Origin of the sequence: Mesorhizobium sp. M0306 (assembly GCF_040321655.1) — a bacterium.
Taxonomy (GTDB): Bacteria; Pseudomonadota; Alphaproteobacteria; order Rhizobiales; family Rhizobiaceae; genus Mesorhizobium.
On the sequence record NZ_JAMYRY010000017.1, the window covers coordinates 25,565 to 45,264 of the forward strand.

Annotated in this window: 17 protein-coding genes and 1 pseudogene; 3 read left to right on the plus strand and 15 right to left on the minus strand. The window is 64.1% G+C overall.

Features of this window, described 5'->3' with window-relative positions:
- Positions 1-162 precede the first annotated feature (162 nt).
- The gene (locus tag NKI95_RS21505) at positions 163-2,070 is read right to left on the minus strand and encodes a propionyl-CoA synthetase (protein WP_352719269.1); all 1,908 of its coding nucleotides are present in this window, start codon (positions 2,068-2,070) and stop codon (positions 163-165) included.
- Positions 2,071-2,279: 209 nt separating this feature from the next.
- Between NKI95_RS21505 and NKI95_RS21510 the strand changes: the two are divergent.
- Positions 2,280-3,038, plus strand: a pseudogene (locus NKI95_RS21510) (DUF2259 domain-containing protein).
- Between the two features lie 283 nt (positions 3,039-3,321).
- Here NKI95_RS21510 and dhaK read toward each other — a convergent pair.
- The 14 genes from dhaK to NKI95_RS21580 form a co-directional block, all read right to left on the minus strand.
- Positions 3,322-4,308, minus strand: a complete 987-nt coding sequence (dhaK, locus tag NKI95_RS21515) for a dihydroxyacetone kinase subunit DhaK (protein WP_352719270.1) — start codon at positions 4,306-4,308, stop codon at positions 3,322-3,324.
- Between the two features lie 26 nt (positions 4,309-4,334).
- Positions 4,335-4,757, minus strand: a complete 423-nt coding sequence (locus tag NKI95_RS21520) for a hypothetical protein (protein ID WP_352719271.1) — start codon at positions 4,755-4,757, stop codon at positions 4,335-4,337.
- Between the two features lie 8 nt (positions 4,758-4,765).
- Positions 4,766-6,382, minus strand: a complete 1,617-nt coding sequence (gene ptsP / locus NKI95_RS21525; RefSeq protein ID WP_352719272.1) for a phosphoenolpyruvate--protein phosphotransferase — start codon at positions 6,380-6,382, stop codon at positions 4,766-4,768.
- Positions 6,366-6,668, minus strand: coding sequence for an HPr family phosphocarrier protein (locus NKI95_RS21530; RefSeq protein WP_352719273.1), 303 nt, complete (start codon positions 6,666-6,668; stop codon positions 6,366-6,368). Before NKI95_RS21530 ends, ptsP begins: the two co-directional genes overlap by 17 nt.
- A gap of 22 nt (positions 6,669-6,690) precedes the next feature.
- Positions 6,691-7,080: a dihydroxyacetone kinase phosphoryl donor subunit DhaM gene (gene dhaM / locus NKI95_RS21535; protein WP_292659370.1), complete on the minus strand. Its 390-nt coding sequence runs from the start codon at positions 7,078-7,080 to the stop codon at positions 6,691-6,693.
- Positions 7,077-7,679 (minus strand): dihydroxyacetone kinase subunit DhaL, encoded by a 603-nt coding sequence (gene dhaL / locus NKI95_RS21540; RefSeq protein ID WP_352719274.1) that lies wholly within the window; start codon positions 7,677-7,679, stop codon positions 7,077-7,079. Before dhaL ends, dhaM begins: the two co-directional genes overlap by 4 nt.
- Positions 7,680-7,760: 81 nt before the next feature.
- Positions 7,761-9,404, minus strand: a complete 1,644-nt coding sequence (locus NKI95_RS21545; RefSeq protein WP_352719275.1) for a dihydroxyacetone kinase subunit DhaK — start codon at positions 9,402-9,404, stop codon at positions 7,761-7,763.
- Positions 9,405-9,471: 67 nt separating this feature from the next.
- Positions 9,472-10,485, minus strand: a complete 1,014-nt coding sequence (locus NKI95_RS21550; RefSeq protein WP_352719276.1) for an ABC transporter ATP-binding protein — start codon at positions 10,483-10,485, stop codon at positions 9,472-9,474.
- Positions 10,478-11,590 (minus strand): ABC transporter ATP-binding protein, encoded by a 1,113-nt coding sequence (locus NKI95_RS21555; protein ID WP_352719277.1) that lies wholly within the window; start codon positions 11,588-11,590, stop codon positions 10,478-10,480. The genes NKI95_RS21550 and NKI95_RS21555 overlap by 8 nt, the downstream gene beginning before the upstream one ends.
- Before the next feature lie 3 nt (positions 11,591-11,593).
- A complete protein-coding gene (locus NKI95_RS21560) occupies positions 11,594-11,794 on the minus strand; it encodes a hypothetical protein (protein WP_352665425.1) in 201 nt (66 codons plus the stop codon).
- Entirely contained in the window at positions 11,791-12,741 is a 951-nt protein-coding gene (locus NKI95_RS21565; protein ID WP_352719278.1) for a carbohydrate ABC transporter permease, read from the minus strand. Before NKI95_RS21565 ends, NKI95_RS21560 begins: the two co-directional genes overlap by 4 nt.
- Complete coding sequence (locus NKI95_RS21570) at positions 12,738-13,685, minus strand: carbohydrate ABC transporter permease (RefSeq protein WP_302893612.1); 948 nt, start codon at positions 13,683-13,685, stop codon at positions 12,738-12,740. Before NKI95_RS21570 ends, NKI95_RS21565 begins: the two co-directional genes overlap by 4 nt.
- 112 nt (positions 13,686-13,797) lie before the next feature.
- Positions 13,798-15,129, minus strand: a complete 1,332-nt coding sequence (locus NKI95_RS21575; RefSeq protein WP_352719279.1) for an ABC transporter substrate-binding protein — start codon at positions 15,127-15,129, stop codon at positions 13,798-13,800.
- Between the two features lie 212 nt (positions 15,130-15,341).
- Positions 15,342-16,031 (minus strand): PIG-L deacetylase family protein, encoded by a 690-nt coding sequence (locus NKI95_RS21580; protein WP_352719280.1) that lies wholly within the window; start codon positions 16,029-16,031, stop codon positions 15,342-15,344.
- A gap of 27 nt (positions 16,032-16,058) precedes the next feature.
- On the opposite strand from NKI95_RS21580, the gene NKI95_RS21585 reads away from it, so the two are divergent.
- Positions 16,059-16,949: a DMT family transporter gene (locus NKI95_RS21585; RefSeq protein ID WP_352719281.1), complete on the plus strand. Its 891-nt coding sequence runs from the start codon at positions 16,059-16,061 to the stop codon at positions 16,947-16,949.
- Between the two features lie 76 nt (positions 16,950-17,025).
- On the plus strand, positions 17,026-19,644 hold the full coding sequence (gene hrpB, locus NKI95_RS21590) for an ATP-dependent helicase HrpB (RefSeq protein WP_352719282.1): 2,619 nt from the start codon (positions 17,026-17,028) through the stop codon (positions 19,642-19,644).
- Positions 19,645-19,700: the final 56 nt, after the last annotated feature.

The following is a 19,700-nucleotide window of genomic DNA, read 5'->3' on the forward strand; positions in this document are numbered from 1 at the left end:
CTGGGGCTTTCTCGATCGCTGGAACAGGGTCACGTATGGCATCTCGCATGGCTGTGGGTGCGCCTCGATTTCGGAACAACATGGCGACACACCGCGTGGATACCATGTCCGGCGCCGGTCGTTCCATACCGGAGCTTCGGACGCAACTCCGCTTCGGCGTCCCTACAGGCCGATGCCGCGGCGGTTCAGCGCGGCGGTGATCTCGTCGAGGATGGCCGGGTCGTCGATCGTTGCCGGCATGGCCCATTCCTCCTTGTCGGCAATCTTCTGCATGGTGCCGCGCAGGATCTTGCCGGAGCGCGTCTTCGGCAGGCGCTTGATCGTCACCACCGTCTTGAAGGCAGCGACCGGGCCGATCCGTTCGCGCACCAGCGTGACCGCCTCGTTTTCGATGATGCCGGCGTCGCGGTCGACGCCGGCATTCAGCACGACGAAGCCGAGTGGAACCTGGCCTTTCATCGCATCGGCAATGCCGACGACGGCGCATTCGGCAACATCGGGATGCGCGGCCAGCACCTCCTCCATGGCGCCGGTCGACAGCCGGTGGCCGGCGACATTGATGATGTCGTCGGTGCGGGCCATGACATAGAGATAATCGTCATCGTCCATCATGCCGGCATCCGCGGTTTTGTAGAAGCCGGGGAACTCCTCGAGATAGGCTTGGCGAAACCGCTCGTCGGCATTCCACAGCGTCGGCAGGCAGCCGGGGGGCAACGGCAATTTCACCACGACATTGCCAAGCGTGCCGCGCTTGACCTCATGCCCGGCATCGTCCAGCACGCGAATGTCGTAGCCAGGCATCGGCACGCCGGGCGAGCCGTATTTGACCGGCAAAAGGCCCAGTCCGGCGGGGTTGATGGTCATCGGCGAGCCGGTCTCCGTCTGCCACCAATGGTCGACCACCGGCACGTTCAATTTCTGCTCCGCCCATTTGATGGTTTCCGGATCGGCGCGCTCGCCGGCGAGGAACAGCGTGCGGAATTTGGACAGGTCGTATTTCGGGGCGAATTCGCCTTTCGGGTCCTGTCCTTTGATGGCGCGAAAGGCGGTTGGTGCGGTGAACAGCGCAACCACCCCATGCTCGGCGATCACGCGCCAATAGGTGCCGGCGTCGGGCGTGCCGACCGGCTTGCCCTCGAACAGCACGGTCGTGCAGCCATGCAGCAGCGGGCCGTAGACGATATAGGAATGGCCGACTACCCAGCCGACATCGGAAGCCGCCCAGAACACTTCGCCCGGCTTGACGCCGAACTCGTTTTCCATCGACCATTTCAGCGCGACCATATGGCCGCCATTGTCGCGCACGATGCCCTTCGGCTGGCCGGTCGTGCCCGACGTGTAGATGATGTAGAGCGGATCGGTGGCAAGCACCGGAACACAGTCGACATTGGCGCCGGCGGCCCGCTCACGCGCCACGGCGTCGGCATAGTCGATGTCGTAATTTTCCCTGAGCTCGCAGCGCAGCTGGTCGCGCTGCAGGATGAGGCACCTTTCGGGCTTGTGCCGCGACATCTCGATCGCCTTGTCGAGCAGCGGCTTATAGGCAACGACACGCCCGGGCTCCAGGCCGCAGGACGCAGAGATGATCAGCTTCGGCTTGGCATCGTCGATGCGCGTGGCGAGCTCATGCGAGGCAAAGCCGCCGAAGACAACCGAGTGCACGGCGCCGATCCGCGCGCAGGCAAGCATGGCGAAGGCTGCTTCCGGCACCATCGGCATGTAGATGATGACGCGATCGCCTTTTTGGATGCCGCGGTTCTTGAGCACCGAGGTCAGCGCGACCACCTCGCGCTTCAGCTCGGCGTAGGTGAATTTCGTGATTGTGCCGGAAATCGCGCTGTCATGGATCAACGCGATCTGGTCGGCGCGACCGCCCGTCACATGACGATCGACGGCATTGAAGCAGGTGTTGCACGAGGCGCCATTGAACCATCGGCCATAGACGCCGGCATTGGCGTCGAACACGGTCTCGAAGGGCGAGAACCAGGCGATTGCACTCGCTGCATCGGCCCAGAATTTTTCCGGGTCGCGTTTCCAGTCGTCATAGACCTCATGGTAGCGTGACGCCATCCAGCTTCCTCCCCAGGAATGTTTGCTGTCCTTGAAATAGCGTATGCTGGTTTGTGTAACCATGTATTTGTGCGTTTCGTTTGCCGTCGTTCTAACTTGGCCGCAAGTGCGGGTCATGGTGGTCTGGGGGCCGGTATCGGCCGAATTTTCGGCATTAGGGGCAGGGCGCGATGAAATTGCGATGCGAGCTTGGGTTTTCCGTGGTTGCGATGCTGGCGTTGGTGCTCGCTTCATCTGCTCAGGCCGGCGACGCGGCGGCCCGGCGCGTCATCGGCTTTTCGCCCGACGGCAACTACTTCGCCTTCGAACAGTACGGCACGCTCGATGCCGGTGCTTCGGATTCGGGCTGGTCGGAGATCGACATCATCGACACGCGCACCGATGAGTTCGTCGGCGGCAAGCCGATCGTCATCGTCGACGAGACGGAGGATGCGACACTGACGCTTGCGCAGGCGCGGGAGCGTGCCGCGGCGCAGGCGGCGCCCTTGCTGGCCAAATATGCCATAGCGCCGCGCGGCGAGCGGACGGGCTTAGACAAATTCACCTTTCCCGACGACTTGGTCGCCTACAACGACATTGCGCGCCTCGAGCAGGTTTCGCAGAAATGACTTTCGCCGGCTTATGACGAGCTTGGCATTTCGACCATCCAGCTCGAGCAGATCCTTGCCGATAGTACTGCGGATTGTTCAGCGAGTTTCGACGGGACGCAGCAAGGCGAGACGATCGGCAAGGCGCTCGGCTTTCGCCTGACGCTGCAGGGTCAGGACGGCAAGCCGATCAAGCTGCTCCATGAGGACAAGGCGGTGCCCGGTTCGAGGAATTGCCCGACTTCCTACAGCCTGTCGGAATCTTACGCATTCACCCCGGATGGAAAACCGGGCGTGCTTGTCGTGCTCGTGCAGCGCTTCAGTCAGGGATTTGAAGGGCGCGACCGCCGTTTCATCGCCGTGACTGGCCAGGCGCGCTGAGGCAACGCGCTGAGAAGTAGTCCGCTACCCGAGTTGTTGTCCCTAGAGCGGGAGGGCAGCGAGCATAAGGCCGACCCCACCGGCGATCAGCAAGGCGGCTGCCAGCATCTTTCCATGGCGCTCGAAACCCGTCGGCGCCCGATCCCAATTGTAACGCATCCTCGAACTCCCCAAACCCGCAGATCCTTTATCTTACGCAGGGTGAGGAGGGCAACTGTCTGACGATGCGCGGCGTTGCCGATGTCGGTCCTATCACCGACTATTTCTGGGACATCCTGCGCCGCTACATGCCCCAGCGCAGCGCGGCCGTATGTACCGGTGCATCCCACCAAACAGCCGCCTCGTCGTCGAGCATGCTCAGCGTGATCGAACAGCCGGCCATGTCGAGCGAGGTCACATAGGATCCGACCAGCGAACGGGCCACCGTCACGCCGTGCTTCTCGAAGATTTTGCGGGCGCTGTTGTACATCAGATAGAGCTCCATCAACGGTGTGCCGCCAAAGCCGTTGACGAAGAGTAGCGCCTGGCCTCTGGCACCGTCGCCCAGGTCACCCAGGATTGCGGTACAGATCTCCTCGGCGATAGCATCGGCGCTCTTCAATGTGTCGCGCCGCCTTCCGGGCTCGCCATGGATGCCAACCCCGAACTCCATCTCGCCGTCGCCGATATCGAAGGTCGGCTTGCCCGCCGCCGGCACGGTGCAACTGGTCAGCGCCACGCCCATCGAGCGCGTCGCGCCGTTGACGCGCTCGCCCAGCGCCTTCAACGGCTCCAGTGGCATGCCTTGTTCGGCTGCCGCGCCGACGATTTTCTCGACCACCAGCGTACCGGCGACGCCGCGCCGGCCGGTGGTGTAGGACGAGTTTTCGACCGCGACGTCGTCATTGGTCACGATTTGCATCACGCCTTCCGTCATTTCAGCGGCCATGTCGAAATTCATCACGTCGCCCTCGTAGTTCTTGACGATGAACAGGCAGCCGGCGCCCGTATTGACGGCTTCGGCCGCCGCCATCATCTGGTCAGGCGTCGGCGAGGTGAATACCTGGCCGGGGCAGGCGGCATCCAGCATGCCATGCCCGACGAACCCGCCATGCAGCGGCTCGTGACCCGAGCCGCCACCGGAGATCAGCGCCACCTTGCCCGGCTTGAGCACCTTGCGGCGGACAAATTTGTGCTCCTCGCCAAGCGCCAGGATGTCGGCATGCGCGGCAACGAAGCCGTCGAGGCTCTCGGTCAGCACCGTATCGACCGAATTCAGAAATTTCTTCATGGCTGTCCTCCCGAAATAGCCCAGCGTCAGCTGCCCTTGCCGGCGATGCTGGTGATCTTCTGGATGAAATCGTTGACCGCCCGGTCGAGCGCCGCGTTCTGCTTGTCGTCGCCGAAATCGGGAACGATCAGCGAGACATGGCGTGTCTTGCGCATGCCTGCAGCCAGCGACATCTTTCCCGGATGCGCCCGATGATATGCGTCAAGGAAATGATCGCGTTCGGCCGAGCTGAAATGGCAGACCGAGAAGATAGCCGGCAAATGCTTCGATGGTATCGGCGTCGAATAGGCCGGGCTGGAAATCTGCGTGACGAAGCTGCGGTGCTTGCCCAGCGCGTCGGCGAGGCGCTGGCGCATGCCGGATGGGCGCTGGTCGATCACCTGCGACAGGATCGTCTTGTAGGCGCGGATCGCCTCTTCGGGGCCGGATTGCGACGCCTTGTCTGCCATGCCGGGGCCTAGATCGAAACGTCCGCGATGGCCGCCTTAGCCATCGCGAGTTGGGCGGGAGCGACGGAGAGGTCACGCAGGCCGGCTTCGAGCAGCGCCGGGATCGAGGCGGGGTCGCCGCCGGCATCGCCACACAGGCTGACCGGGATATTATGCTCGCGGCCGAAGGCGGCAACGGAGGCGATCAGCCGGAGCACGGCCGGGTGCCTGACGGAATTCAGATGTGCGACAGAAATGTTGTCGCGAGCGGCGGCCATCACGTATTGGGTCAAATCATTCGAACCGATCGAGAAGAAGGCGGCCCTGGCGAATGCCTCCGGCGCAATCGCCACCGACGGCACCTCGACCATGATACCAAGCGGCGGCATTTTTTGCGCGATGCCGCACGCCAAAAGGTCAGCCTGCTCCTCTGCGAACAGCGCGGTGGCGCGTCCATACTCTTCCGGGACGGCGATCATCGGGAACATCACCTTCAGATTGCCGTGCATGGCGGCGCGTAGCAAGGCGCGGATCTGCACGCGAAAGACCTCTGGGCGCGCCAGCGACAGCCTGATCCCGCGCAGGCCAAGGAATGGATTACCTTCCTCGACGGTCAGGCCCGGCACAGGCTTATCGCCGCCCGCATCGACGGTACGGATCGTTACCGGCCTGTCGCCTGCCCATTCCAGCACTTTGCGGTAGGCGCGATATTGCGTCTCCTCGTCCGGCAGTGTCTTGCCGAACAGGAATTCGGTCCGCATCAGCCCGACACCGTCGCAGGTCGCGACATCGATGGTGTCGACATCGGACGGATCGGCAATATTCACCTGCATCCGGACCGCTATGCCGGTCTTCGTTGCCGCCGGCCTTGTCAGATAGGCTGCCGCTTTGCCGCGATGCGCTGCGAAAGACAACGACGATCGCCGGAATATGGCGATCTCCGCTTTCGAAGGCGCCAACACGATGCCGCCATGTTCGGCATCGAGCAGTGCGATTCCGGTAAGGTGAGCCGGCGAAGCACCGGGCCCGGCCACCCCATGCGCCACGAGTCCAAGCCCCACCACCATTGGCACGCCGCGCGAGCGTGCCAGCATTGCGACATGACTTGCGGCACTTCCGGCTGTAAGTGCTATGCCGCCGCCGGCACTCCAGTCGGTTTCGAGGAAGCGCGTCGGTGCGATATCCTCGCCGTAGAAGATCGCACCCGCCGGTGCGGCAATGTCGCCGCCCCCGGTCAGCGCGCGCAGCACCTGGTCGCGTATATCGCGCATATCGGCCGCACGCGCCCGGAAATAGTCCTGGTCGGATGTTTCATAGCCGGCGATCTCGGCGTCGAGCGCTGTTCGCCAAGCCACATCAGCAGCCATGCCCTCGGCGATGTGCGAAAAAGCCGGGCCGGTCAGCGCGTCGTCCTCCAGTATGGCGAGCTGGAATTCGAGGATCCCGGCCGCCTCGCTGTCGCTGGTTTCGATCAATGTCGCGAGCCGGCCTGCGGCAATGGAGATGGCGGCCTCAAGCGCCGCTTTCTCGTCCGCGGCAGTCGCCTTGCGGACATAACGCACAGTAGCCTGGTCCAGATCGAACAGCGGCCCCTCGGCATAGCCGGCCGATGCCGAAATGCCCTGCAGCCTAAGCGGTTCGGGCATGGTCCTTGCCTTCGTCGAAATCGCGCCGCACCAGCTCGACCAGCGCGCCGACCGCCTCACCGGCGCCGTCCCCTCTGGCTCTGATATGCAGGACAGTACCTTTCGGCGCTTTCGCAGCCATTACCTTAACGATGCTCTTGGCGTCGAGCCACGGTCCGTTGGCGGCGAGCGCAATCTCGATGTCGGCCGAAAACGTCTTGGCAAGCTTGGTGAACTTCACCGAAGGACGCGCATGCAGTCCCACCTCATGGGTGATCAGGACGCTGGCTTCGGCTGCTGCGGACATGCTTGTCAAAATTCCCGTTCATTCACGACGGCGACAATTCGTGCGCCGTCGCCACCACTTCCTTGAGCGAGGCGCCGCCGGAAGCCTCGGTCGCCGCCATCACCGCGCCTTCGACGATCGGCGCATTGCAGACGATGATCTTCTGGGCGCGTGGTTCGCCGATCATCTCGACCGCCATCTCGCTATTGGTCTCGGCACCGCCGAGATCGACGAGGATCGCGACACCCGCCTCCGACCAAGCCTTGTCGATGGCGCCCATGATCGCCTCGACGTTGGTTCCCAGCCCGCCATGGCCGTTTCCGCCGCACCATGCAAGCGGCACTTCGTTGCCAACCATCTGCCGCACCATGTCGGCGGTGCCTTCGGCGACCAGCGGCGAATGCGATACGATGACGATGCCGACATTGCTCATGCGCGCCTCTCGATTGCTTCGGCTACGGCCCGCACCAGAAGCGCGGTCGAGCGTGCGCCGGCATCCATATGACCGATCGAACGGTCGCCAAGGAATGAGGCGCGCCCACGCAACGCCTTCATCGGCACGGTCGCCTCGGCTGCACTGTCGGCAATGTTGACGATGTCCGCTGCCGTCTTTCCCTGCAGGAGGGCCTCATGCACCGGCTGCAGCACGTCGAGCATGGTCTTTTGCCCGGCCTGCGACTTGCCTCTGGCGGCCACCGCTTCGATAGCCTTGCCGAAGGCCGCCGCCAGATTGGCGCGATCCGGCGCGGCGGAAATCTCGTTGCCGAGCGCCATGAACAGCGTGCCGAACAAGGGACCGGAGGCTCCGCCGACGGTCATCACCAGCTTGGTGCCGATCGCCTTCAGCGCCTCGGGCAACGGCTTTGCCGCGAACGCACCGGCCTCGGCTCGCACGGCCTCGAAGCCGCGTTTCATGTTGAGCCCATGGTCGCCGTCGCCGATCGCCTGGTCGAGCCTGGTCAGCTCTTCGGCATGGGCGGCGATGGTGTTTGCCGACGCCTCGATCAGCCTGGAGAGATCCGCTACCGCCATGTCACCCATGCTCCTGGCCCCTGCGCCGCCGGCAGTACGAGAAAATTGCATATCCGGCAATTGAAGCATTCTTTTCCCCAGTCAAGCGGGTTCGAGCAACGCGGCGAGGGCAGTGAAGACCTCGGCGACGGCAAAGGCGCCGGGGTCGACCACGCCGTCGAGCTGGCTGCCAATATAGGCGGACCGCCCGGCCTTGGCCTTGCGCATGGCCGCGGTGGCCTCGGCTCCGCGTTGCGCCGCGACCGCCGCATCTTCCAGACTCCCCCTATCCAGCGCCCTCAAGGCGGGTTCCAGGGCATCGATCATCGTGCGATCGCCGATCCTCGCGCCGCCATAGAAGGACATCCGATCCAGGCCGGCGAGAAGTGCCTTGGGAGGCGTTTCGCCAGACTGCAGCGCCTGCGCGGCGGCGGTGAAGAAGATCGACAACAGCACGCCGCTAGAGCCGCCCATGCTGGCGCTCAGGATGTCGCCGACGGCGGCGAGCGTTGCGGCAGGGTCGGCGAGCGGCAGTGTCGCAACGCGGCCAAGCACGCTGCGCGCACCGGCCGCCACAGTCGATCCGGTGTCGCCGTCTCCAGCCTTGGCGTCCAGTCCGTTCAACGCGCCTTCAAGCGAGATCAGCCGTTCGCAGACCGCGACCACCAGCCGCTCGGTGCGCGCGTCCTGGCTGGCTTTCGACGCGTTGTCCGGGCCGGCAGCTTTGGCCACCGGCACGACGCTCGTTGGGCGAACGGCTCTTGCCGGCAGCCAGGCGTGAGGGCCGACCGGCGCCCGCAAGGCTGCTTCGCGCGGCGCATCGAGCCGGATCAGCGACAGAGAAAAGCCGTTCATGTTGAGCGCGGTCATAAGCTGCCCGGGCCCGATCGTCAGCGTCACCTTTCGTGCCAGCGGTGAAGCCAACACCGCATTGGCGACAAGCAACATTTCCAGCGGTGGCACCGAACCGAGATTATTGATCAGCAAGGCGTAGTCGCTGGCGGGATCGAGCCGCGCGGCAAGGCGCTCCGACATGATCGCAACCAGCGCTTCGGCACTTTGCACCGCAATCCGCTCAACGCCCGGTTCGCCATGGATGCCGAGGCCGAGTTCAGCGTCCTCGGCGCCAAATCTTTCGTCATGGCTCTGGCCGGGGATCGAGCAGGATGACAGCGATATGCCGAGGGAAACGATGTCCGCCGCCGCGGCCCGCGCCGCCGCGGCAACCCCCGCCAGATCAACGCCTGCTTCCGACAGATGGCCGGCGATCTTGTGAACGAACAAGGTGCCGGCAACGCCACGCGGCTGGGCAATGTCAGGGAGGGCAATGTCGTCGGCGACGATCACCATCTCGACGCGGAAGCCTTCGGCGCGCGCCTTCTCGGCGGCCAAGCCGAAGTTGAGGCGATCGCCGGTATAGTTCTTGACGATCAGCAGGCATCCGGCGGGACCGGTCACCGTGCGGATGGCGGCCAATACCGCTTCCACGCTCGGCGAAGCAAAGATCTCGCCCGAAACCGCCGCCGTCAGCATGCCCATGCCGACGAAACCGGCATGCGCGGGTTCGTGCCCGGCCCCGCCGCCGGAAATGACCGCGACCTTGGTCTTATCCCAGTCCGCGCGGAGAATGACCTTGATCTCGGGATAGCCGTCGAGGCGAGCGAGATCGCCGGCGCCGGTCGTGCCGAGAAAGCCGTCCAGGGCCTCAGTTACGATCGTATCCCTGCGATTGAAAAAATGCTTCATCGAATTGGTCCAGTCCGGTGCCCGAAATTGCCGGTTGAAAGGTGCCAGGAAAACACTCGCGCAGCGCTCACATCAGCCGTCGCCCATCGGCGCCGAAATACAGCGGCGAGCGATAGCGGATCATGATCTTGTCGCCCTGCGCCAGGTCGGTGTCGGGGTCGGTCAGCGTCACCAGCTTCTTGGTCCCCACCGTCACGTGCAGATGGTTCTGGTCGCCGAGATGCTCGACCCAATCGACGACGCCGTCGGCATGGCCGTTCGCGGCCTTCTCGATCGAAAGATGTTCGGTACGCGCACCGATTGTCTTGGTTCCCGCCGGCGCGCCGCCATCCGGCAGCAAGCCGACCGGCAACAAATTGATGGCCGGTTGGCCGAGCCTTGCCGCGACGTGAAGGTTTGCCGGCTCAGAATAGATCGTGCGCGGGGAACCAATCTGCACCAGCACGCCGTCGGCGAGGATGCCGATGCGGTCGGCCATGGTCATCGCTTCGATCTGGTCGTGTGTGACGTAGAGCATTGTAGCGCCGAGTTCGGCCTGGATGCGCTTCAGCTCGAGCCTGAGATCGGCGCGCAGCTTGGCGTCGAGCGACGACAGCGGCTCGTCCATCAGGTAGATCGACGGCTTGCGCGCCAAAGCGCGGCCGATGGCGACGCGCTGCATCTCGCCGCCCGAGAGTTTGGTCGAGCGATTATTCAGCTTGTGGTGGATGCGCACCATCTTGGCCACATCCTCGACGCGGCGGCGGATCTGGTCCTCCGGCATTTTCCGCGCCGGCGAGCGCAGCGGAAAGGCGAGGTTGTCGTAGACCGACAGATGCGGATAGAGCGAATATTGCTGGAACACGAAAGCGGTGTCGCGCTCGGCCGGCGACAGCGTCGTCGTGTCGTGGCCGGCAATATGGATCGAGCCCGCTTCGGGCCGCTCCAGCCCGGCGATCAGCCTGAGCGTCGTCGTCTTGCCGGCGCCGGTCGGCCCGAGCAGCACGACGAATTCGCCGTCGGCGATATGCAGGTCGAGATTGTCGACGGCGACATGCTCGCCAAAAACCTTGGTCACGCCTTTGATGTGAACGTCAGCCATGATGCGCTCTCCCCTGGGAGGCCGAGTCATGGATTTCGGTGCGCACCGCACGGCCGGATCCTTTTGCGAACAGCGACAGCCGCGCGCTGCTCAGCGCCAGGCCGACATGATCGCCCGGATTGAGCCGGATTTCGGCCGGCACCCTGGCCTTGATGATGCCGTCTGCCGTCTCCACCGCCACAATCTGCGTGGTGCCGAGATATTCGGTGCCATAAATGGCGCCGCGCAGCTTCGAAGCGTCGTCGAAACGGATGTGCTCCGGCCGGATGCCAAGCGCCATCTCGGCCGGCGCAACATCCTCGCGCACCTCCGGCACGGCCACCTTCGCGCCTTGCACAACAATTTCCCTGGTACCCTTTGAAAGCCCGCCGCCGAAGCTGAGGAAATTCATCGGCGGCGAGCCGATGAAGTCGGCGACGAACATCGTTGCCGGCCGATCGTAGATCTCACGCGGCGTGCCGAACTGCTCGATGACGCCATGGTTCATCACCGCGATCTTGTCGGCCATCGACATCGCTTCCATCTGGTCATGCGTGACATAGACGGTGGTGGCGTGGATGCGGTTGTGCAGTTCGCGCAGCTCATGGACCATCAGGTCGCGGAATTCGGTGTCGAGCGTGCCGAGCGGCTCGTCCATCAGGAAACACTTTGGCCGCCGCACGATGGCGCGGCCGAGCGCAACGCGCTGGCGGTCGCCGCCGGCAAGCCCGGAGACGGATTTGTTAAGCAGATGGTCGATCCGCAAAAGCTTCGCCGTCTCTTCCACCCTGGCCCGGATTTCGGCGCCTGGCATGCCTTGCGCCAGCAGTGGAAAGCCGATGTTCTTCCGCACATTCATGTGCGGATAGAGCGCGAACAGCTGGAAGACGAAGGCGATGTCGCGCTCGCGGGCACGCCGCATGGTGACGTCCTCGCCGCCAAGCAGGATCTTGCCGCCGGTCGGCAGTTCGAGCCCGGCGATCATGCGAAGCGTCGTCGTCTTGCCGCAGCCCGACGGCCCCAGCATGACGAAGAATTCGCCGTCCTCGACGACGAAGTTGGAATCTTGCACGGCGACGAAATCGCCGAATGCCTTCCTCAGATGTTCCACCCTGATCTCGGCCATCGTCTACTCCGGAAATTTCGAGACGATGATGAACATCGCCGTGCCGGCCAGCATGGTGATGAAGGAATAGGTGTAGAGCGCCAGCGCGAAGGGTTGGAACAGCATCAGGAAGCCGATGGCGATGATCGCGGTGGCGACGTTTTCCATCAGCCCGCGCCTGGCCCAGACGGGCCAGCGCGATTTGCGTTTAGTGGTCAGGTTCATTTGCGCACCGCGCCGAAGGTGATGCCGCGCAACAATTGCTTGCGAAGCAGGATGGTGAAGACCAGGATCGGCACCAGGAAGATCGTCGTGCCGGCAGCTACCGCCGGCCAGTCCTGGCCGCCTTCGCCAATGATGGTCGGGATGAAGGGCGGCGCGGTCTGCGCCGTGCCCGAAGTCAGCAGCGCGGCGAAGGCATATTCGTTCCAGGCAAAGATCAGGCAGAAGATGGCTGTTGCGGCAATGCCGGTGGTCGCCTGCGGCAGCACGGTCCGCCAGAACGCCTGCAGCCTGGTGTAGCCGTCGATCATCGCCGCTTCTTCGTATTCGCGCGGGATCTCGTCGATGAAGCCTTTCAGCAGCCACACCGCCAAGGACACGTTGACGGCCGTATAGAGCAGGATCATGCCGAGCGCCGTGTCCGACAGGCCAAGCTCGCGATACATCAGGTAGATGGGAATCGCGACCGCGATCGGCGGCATCATGCGCGTCGACAGGATGAAGAACAAAAGGTCGTCGGCGAGCGGCACTTTGAAGCGCGAAAAACCGTAGGCCGACAGCGTGCCGAGGAACACCGCGCAGAAGGTCGAGCCGAAGGCGATGATCAGCGAATTGACGAAGCGCGGCATGAAGTTCGACGGGCCGGCGATGACCATATTGCGCTTGCGCACCGTCGCATCGCAGAGGCCGGCCGCTGGCCCCAGCGAGTTGATGTATTCCGGCGTCTGCCTGGTCCGCGTCGTGAACAGGTTGCAATAGCCTTCGAGGCTGGGCTGGAACAGGATCTTCGGCGGGTAGGCGATCGAATCCGGCGGCGTCTTGAAGCTGGTGGCGAAGATCCACAGCAGCGGCACGATCGAGATCAGCGCGTAGACGACGATGATCGTGCCGGCGACGCGCTTCGACGTGGCCGACGGTGCGACAACGGAGTGGGCTGACGTCAGGCTCATCTCTGCTTCACCTTGTTCAGCGCCTTGACGTAGATGTTGGCCAGCCCGAACACCGCGACGAACAGGATGATGGCGAAGGCCGAGGAATAGCCCGTCCGCCAGCTTTCGAAGGCCTGCCGCTTCAGCGTGATCGAGGCCACTTCGGTGGTCGATCCCGGCCCGCCGCCGGTGAGCAAATTGACCATGTCGAACATCTTGAAGTTCTCGATGCCGCGAAACAGCACCGCCAGCATGATGAAGGGCAGCGCCATCGGCAGTGTGATCGACCAGAACTGCCGCCAGTTGGAGGCGCGGTCGACCTCGGCCGCTTCGTAGATGTATTCGGGGATCGAGCGCAGGCCGGCGAGGCAGATCAGCATCACGTAAGGCGTCCACATCCAGGTGTCGACGATGATGATCGACCATGGCGCCAGTGACACGTTGGAGAGCATGCTGATCTGCGTTGCCGGGATGCCGGTGACGAACGAAACGGCGTAGGCGAACAGCCCGATCTGCGGCTCGTAGAGGAAGCGCCAGAAATTACCGACCACCGCCGGCGACAGCATCATCGGCACCAGGATGATTGTCGTCCAGAAGGCGTGGCCACGAAACTTACGGTCGATCAGCCAGGCCAGCGTGAAGCCGATCAGCGTCTGCAGCAGGATGGTCCAGAACACGAAATGCGCCGTCGTCTGCATGGCGATCCAGATGTCCTGGTCGGCGAGGATGCGCTTGTAGTTGGCCAGCCCGAGATTCTTCACAACCTCGTTGGGGCGATTGGCGCGAAAATTGGTGAAGGACAGATAGATTGCCCAGAACAGCGGAAAGATGTTGATGGCTAGAAGCAACAGGATCGTCGGCGAGATGAACAGCCAGGCGAGGCCCTTGTCGCTGATGCCCCGGACCTTGCGGGCCAACGGCTCGGGCGTAGCCCGGGCAACGCTGTCCGCCGTCCGATTGAGCATGGTCAGTCCCGCTTCGGTCACTTGGTTCGTCTCGACAATGGAATTTATCTGAACTGTGTCCCGTGCCAAGGGTGGCACGGGACGGTTCGGTCATGGGCTCGGGAGGAGCCGGTTACATTTTGCCGTCGTCCTGGAAGACCTCGGTCCAGTCCTTGACGAGGCCGTCGAGGGCATCCTTGGCCGAGCCTTGCCCGGCGACGACATAGTCGTGGAAGCGCTTCTGCGACGCCTGCAGCAGCGGCGCGTAGCTCGGCTCGGCCCAGAAGTCCTTCACGATTGCCATCGAGTCGAGGAAGGTCTGCGCATAGGGCTGGCTGGCCGGGAAGCCCGGGTCCTTGACAACCGCGTTGAGGCAGGAATAGCCGCCGAGCGACCACCATTTGGACTGCACGTCCTTGTTGGCGAACCATTTGATGTATTTGAGCGCGGCTTCCTGCTTGTCGGAATAGGAGACCACCGAGATGCCCTGGCCGCCGAGCTGGGCGAACTGGTCGCCGTCCGGACCTTTGGGATTGACGAAATAGCCGATCTTGTCGCCGCCGACATTCTCGTCCTTCTGCAGGCCTGGCCAGGTGAAGGCGAAGTTCATGTGCATTGCCACCTGGCCGGATTTGAAGGCATCGACGCCTTCGCCCATGTAGCTGTTCGAGGCGCCGGGAGGGGTGCAGCAATCGTAGAGGGCTTTGTAGAACTCCAGGCCCTTCACCGATTTATCGGAGTTGACGAAGCCTTCCATCTCGTAGGGCTTTTTCGGGTTTTCGTACTGGAAGCCGAAGCTGTAGAGCACGTCCATGGCGCCCATGGTGATGCCTTCCGAGCCGCGCTCGGTGTAGATCGACGCGCCATAGACGGTCTTGCCGTCGATGTCGCGCTTCTGGAAGAATTCGGCGATCTGCTTCAGCTGGTCGAAGGTCGTCGGCGGGCCAAGATCCCAGCCGTACTTTTCCTTGAATTCCTTCTGCAGCTCCGGCTTAGAGAACCAGTCCTTGCGGTAAGTCCAGCCGACGACGTCGCCCATGGCCGGCAGCGCCCAGTAATTCGGCGAGTTCTTCGGCCATTCCGAGTAGCCGACGACGGTCGCCGGCACGAAATCGTCCATGCTGATCTTCTCCTTGTCGAAGAAGTCGTTCAGCTTGACGTAATGGCCGTTCTCGGCGGCACCGCCGATCCACTGGCTGTCGCCGATGATGAGGTCGCACAGCTTGCCGTGCGAATTCAGCTCGTTGAGAAAGCGGTCGGCATAGTTGGTCCACGGCACGAATTCGAATTTCATGCCGATGCCGGTTTCCTTGGTGAAGTCCTTGGACAATTCCACAAGCGCGTTGGCTGGGTCCCAGGCTGCCCAGCAAAGCGTCAGATCTTCTGCCTGCGCGACGTTCGAAACGGCTGTCGACGCAAAGAGTGTCGAGGCCAGTCCCAACGTCAGTTTCAAGGTCGATTTCATGCCTTCCTCCCATTTGCGAAACGCGTCCGGATGACGGTTTCAAGAGCCCGCTAAACCCCTCCTCCGGGGCCCAAACACAACGACGCGGCGGCGCACCGGATGTTTAGTAATTTGTTTAGTGATGCAATTTTTACTAAACAAGGCAAGCGAATTCGTTGCTGCATCGCAGCATGCTGGATAGGAAAGCAACGTGAGAAGTTGCGGCGACCTGCCTAGGTCACCGTCTTGTTGCTGACCGCCACCGGACGGATCACCGGGGCCAGCGGCACCAGCGCGCGGATATCGGCGAAGGGGAAGACCGGCTCGAAGCGGAAGGCCTCGGCGAACGATCCGGCTGGGCCGTTGCACTGGCCGGCGCGAAAGGCGTTCTGCGTGCGCGCCGCGTCGACGAAACGCTCGGGATCCTGCGACTGGTGCGCCCGGATCGCCTCCGCCTTGAGATCGAAATACCTGGAGGTATCGACGTAGTGCGTTGGCGAAAACCCGGTGCCGGCGAACGTGTCGGCATGCAGCACCGGCACGGAAAATGATGCCGCGATGCGCATGCCATCCGACAGCGCGCGGTGGTCGCCATGATAATCGTTCGGCGCATGGGTGATCGCCAGATCCGGCCCCATCTCGCCAATCAGTGCTTTCAGCGCCCCGATCAGCGCGGCATCCGCCACCAGCGCGCCATCGGGAAAGTCGAGGAAGCGCGGCGTCACGCCAAGCAGGCCGGCCGCCGCCGTCGCCTCTTTGCGGCGCGTGCGGGCAAGCGCGGCCGGATCGCCGTAGCCGCCCCTGGCGCCATCCGTGGCTATGGCAAAAAAGAGTTCTGCGCCTTGCGCGGCATAGGCCGCCATCGTACCGAACATGAAGATCTCGATGTCGTCCGGATGCGCGCCAAGCGCCAGTATCTTCACTCTCATCTCTCCCGGAAACGGAAAAACGTGCCCAACGGAATTCTGCTCGCTCTCATCGCCTATGCAAGCTATTCGTGCAGCGACGCCATTGTCAAAAGCCTGGGCGGGCAGTTCAACGTCTTCGAGATCGGCTTCTTCTCGACATTGTTTGCCGGCTGCTTTCTGCTCTTTGCCAGGCCGCCAAGCGAGCGCTGGCGCGATTTCTGGCGCACGACCCGGCCGTGGGCGGTACAGGCCCGCGCCTGGGCCGGCATCGCCTCGGGCGTGCTCAGCGTCTATGCCTTCACCACCATCCCGCTGGCAGAAGTCTATGCGCTCATCTTCCTGGCGCCGCTGTTCGTCACCATCCTGGCTACGCTGGTCCTCAAGGAGAAGGTCGGCCCATGGCGATGGCTGGCGGTCGTCGCCGGCTTTGCCGGGGTCATGCTGGTCGTCAGGCCTGGGTTTCGCGAGTTGCAGCTTGGTCATCTGGCGGCGTTCATCATCGCCTTCCTGGCCGCCACCAATGTCATCCTGATGCGTTCGCTGGCCGCGCAGGAAAAGCGCACGACGATGCTCGGCGTGCTGATCGGCTACGGCCTGCTCTTCAACGGCGTCGGTGCGGCGGCCACCTCGTTCTCGCTGCCGGATGGCAGGCAATGGGCGTGGCTGGTGCTCGCCGGCGCCTTTACCGCCGGCGGTCAGCTGCTGCATCTGCTGGCGATCAAATACGCACCGGCCAACCGCATCGCGCCAACGCATTATTCGCAGATCGTCTGGGCGGTGATTCTAGGTGCGCTGTTCTTCAGGGAATATCCCGATTTTCTGTCGCTGGTCGGCTTGGCCGTGGTCGGTGGTTCCGGTCTGCTGACGATGGTGCGCGAGGAGGTGCGGCTCGGCACCGTGCGCTGGAACCCGTTTTCGCGGACCAGGCTTTGAGTCGGCGCGGAGGTTGCGCCGCGACCGCCACCGCTGATATGCGGTCGCTGCCAACTGGCTGCACATCCTTGGGACAATGACCACAAAACCTTTGCCGGAACTGCCGGTCTCCGCTGTCTTGCCGGCGCTCAATGAAGCGCTCGGCCATGGCAATAGCGCCGTGCTGGTGGCGCCGCCCGGTGCCGGCAAGACGACGCTGGTTCCACTGGTGCTGCTCCACGCTGAATGGCTCGGCGCCGGAAAAATCATTCTGCTCGAGCCGCGCCGCCTCGCCGCCCGCGCTGCCGCCCGCCGCATGGCCGAATTGCTTGGCCAAGAGCCCGGCGAAACCGTCGGCTATGCCATGCGCATGGAAAACCGCACTTCCGCAAAGACCAGGATTCTCGTCGTCACCGAAGGCGTGCTGTCCCGCATGATCCTCGACGATCCCGAGCTGCCCGGTGTTTCGGCGGTGCTATTCGACGAGTTCCACGAGCGCTCGCTCGACGGCGATTTCGGGCTGGCGCTGGCCCTCGACGTGCAAAGTGCGCTGAGGCCCGACCTCAGATTGCTGGTGATGTCGGCGACGCTCGATGGCGCGCGTGTCGCAAAATTGCTGTCCGGCGCGCCGGTGATCGAGAGCGCAGGCCGCGCCTTCCCGGTCGACATCCGCTATGACGAGCGGCCGGCCGGCGTCACCATCGAGGATGCGATGGCCAGGGCGATCCGCTCGGCGCTTGCCGGGGAGGAGGGCAGCGTGCTCGCTTTCCTGCCCGGCCAGCGCGAGATCGAGCGCACCGCCGAGCGGCTGGCGGGCAAGGTAGGCGCCGACACCGACATCGTGCCGCTCTACGGCATGCTCGACAACAAGGCGCAGGACGCGGCGATCAAGCCGGCGCCGCCCGGCCGCCGCAAGGTGGTGCTGGCGACATCGATCGCCGAAACCTCCATCACCATCGACGGCGTGCGCGTCGTCATCGATTCCGGCCTGTCGCGGCTGCCGCGCTATGAGCCGGCGAGCGGCCTGACGCGGCTGGAGACGGTGCGTGCTTCCCGCGCTTCCGCCGACCAGCGCGCCGGCCGTGCCGGGCGCACACAGCCGGGCGTCGCCATCCGGCTATGGCGGGCCGAGCAGACGGCGGCCCTGCCGGCCTTCACGCCGCCGGAAATCCTCGAGGCCGATCTTTCCGGCCTGTTGCTCGATTGCGCCGCTTTCGGCGTCGCCGATCCGACCAGCCTGTCCTTCCTCGACCCCCCGCCGGCTCCGGCGCTCACCGAGGCGAGGGCGCTGCTGCGCGCCCTCGATGCTGTCGATGCGGCAGGACGCCTGACGGATGCCGGTGCCGCGATGCGCAGGCTGGCGCTACCGGTTCGGCTCGCCCACATGGTCGCCGAGGCGGCAAGGACCGGCCAGGCGCTCGAGGCGGCGATGCTCGCCGTGCTGCTCACTGAGCGTGGCCTTGGCGGCGACGGCGCCGATCTCGAACGGCGACTGATGCGCTTTCACGCCGAAAAATCGCCGCGTGCCACCGCTGCCCGGCAGCTGGCCGAGAGGTTGGCAAAGCAGGCTTCACCCTCCCCCTCGAGGGGAGGGTCGGCGAGTGAGTTGAGCGCAGCGAAGCGAGGGAGACGGGGCGGGGTCGCCGATGGCGTGCCCGGACCGACCCCACCCCGATCCGCTACGCGCATCGACGCGCCGGGGCGAGCCGCGGGTCTCGCCCGTCCTTCGGACCCCCTCAAGGGGGAGGGCAGCACCGCCGGGGCGCTCCTCATCCATGCCTGGCCGGATCGGGTCGCCAAAGCGCGCGGCGAGCGTGGTCGCTTCGTGCTTGCCAACGGCTCGGGCGCCATGCTCGACGCCTCCGATCCGCTGGCCGGCGAGATCTGGCTCGTCGTCGCCGACCTGCAGGGCAAGGCGCAGAACGCCCGCATCACCGCAGCGGCAGCCATCGATGAGACGGATATCCGTGCCGCGCTGGCGGAAAAGATCGAGACCCGCCGGGAGGTGAGCTTCGACCGCGACAGGCGCGCGGTGCGGGTGCGCGAAACGGTTCGCCTCGGCGCCATCATGTTGTCCGAACGCATGCTGCCGGCGCCGACCGGTGCCGACGCAGACAGCGCCATTCTCGGCGCCTTGCGCGAACACGGCCTGTCCCTGTTGCCGTGGAACAGGGAGGCGGAGACGTTGCGGCAGCGGCTCGGCTGGCTGCATCGCGGCCTTGGCGCACCATGGCCCAATGTCTCCGATGCCGCGCTCGTCGAGCGCCTCGACGACTGGCTGCTGCCATTCCTTTCCGGTGCCAAATCCTTTGCGGCAATCGATCCCAGCGTGCTTTCGCAAGGCCTGATGACGCTGGTACCGCACGAATTGCAACGCAAGATCGACATATTGGCGCCGACCCACTTCGACGCTCCGTCGGGCAGCCGGCTGCCGATCCGTTATGACGGTGAATGGCCGGTGCTGGCGATCCGCGTGCAGGAACTGTTCGGCCTCGACCGGCATCCGGCGATCGCCAACGGCACTGTGCCGCTGACGCTCGAATTGCTGTCGCCGGCACATCGGCCGATCCAGACGACGCGCGACCTGCCCGGCTTCTGGCGCGGCTCCTGGGCCGATGTCCGGGCAGAGATGCGCGGCCGCTATCCCAGGCACGTATGGCCGGAGAACCCGCTTCTCGCCGCCGCCACCAGCCGAGCCAAGCCGCGCGGTACCTGATGCTTCCAGACTGTCATCCTGAACCGAGGGCCAGCTTCGGCGGTTTTCGGAAAAGA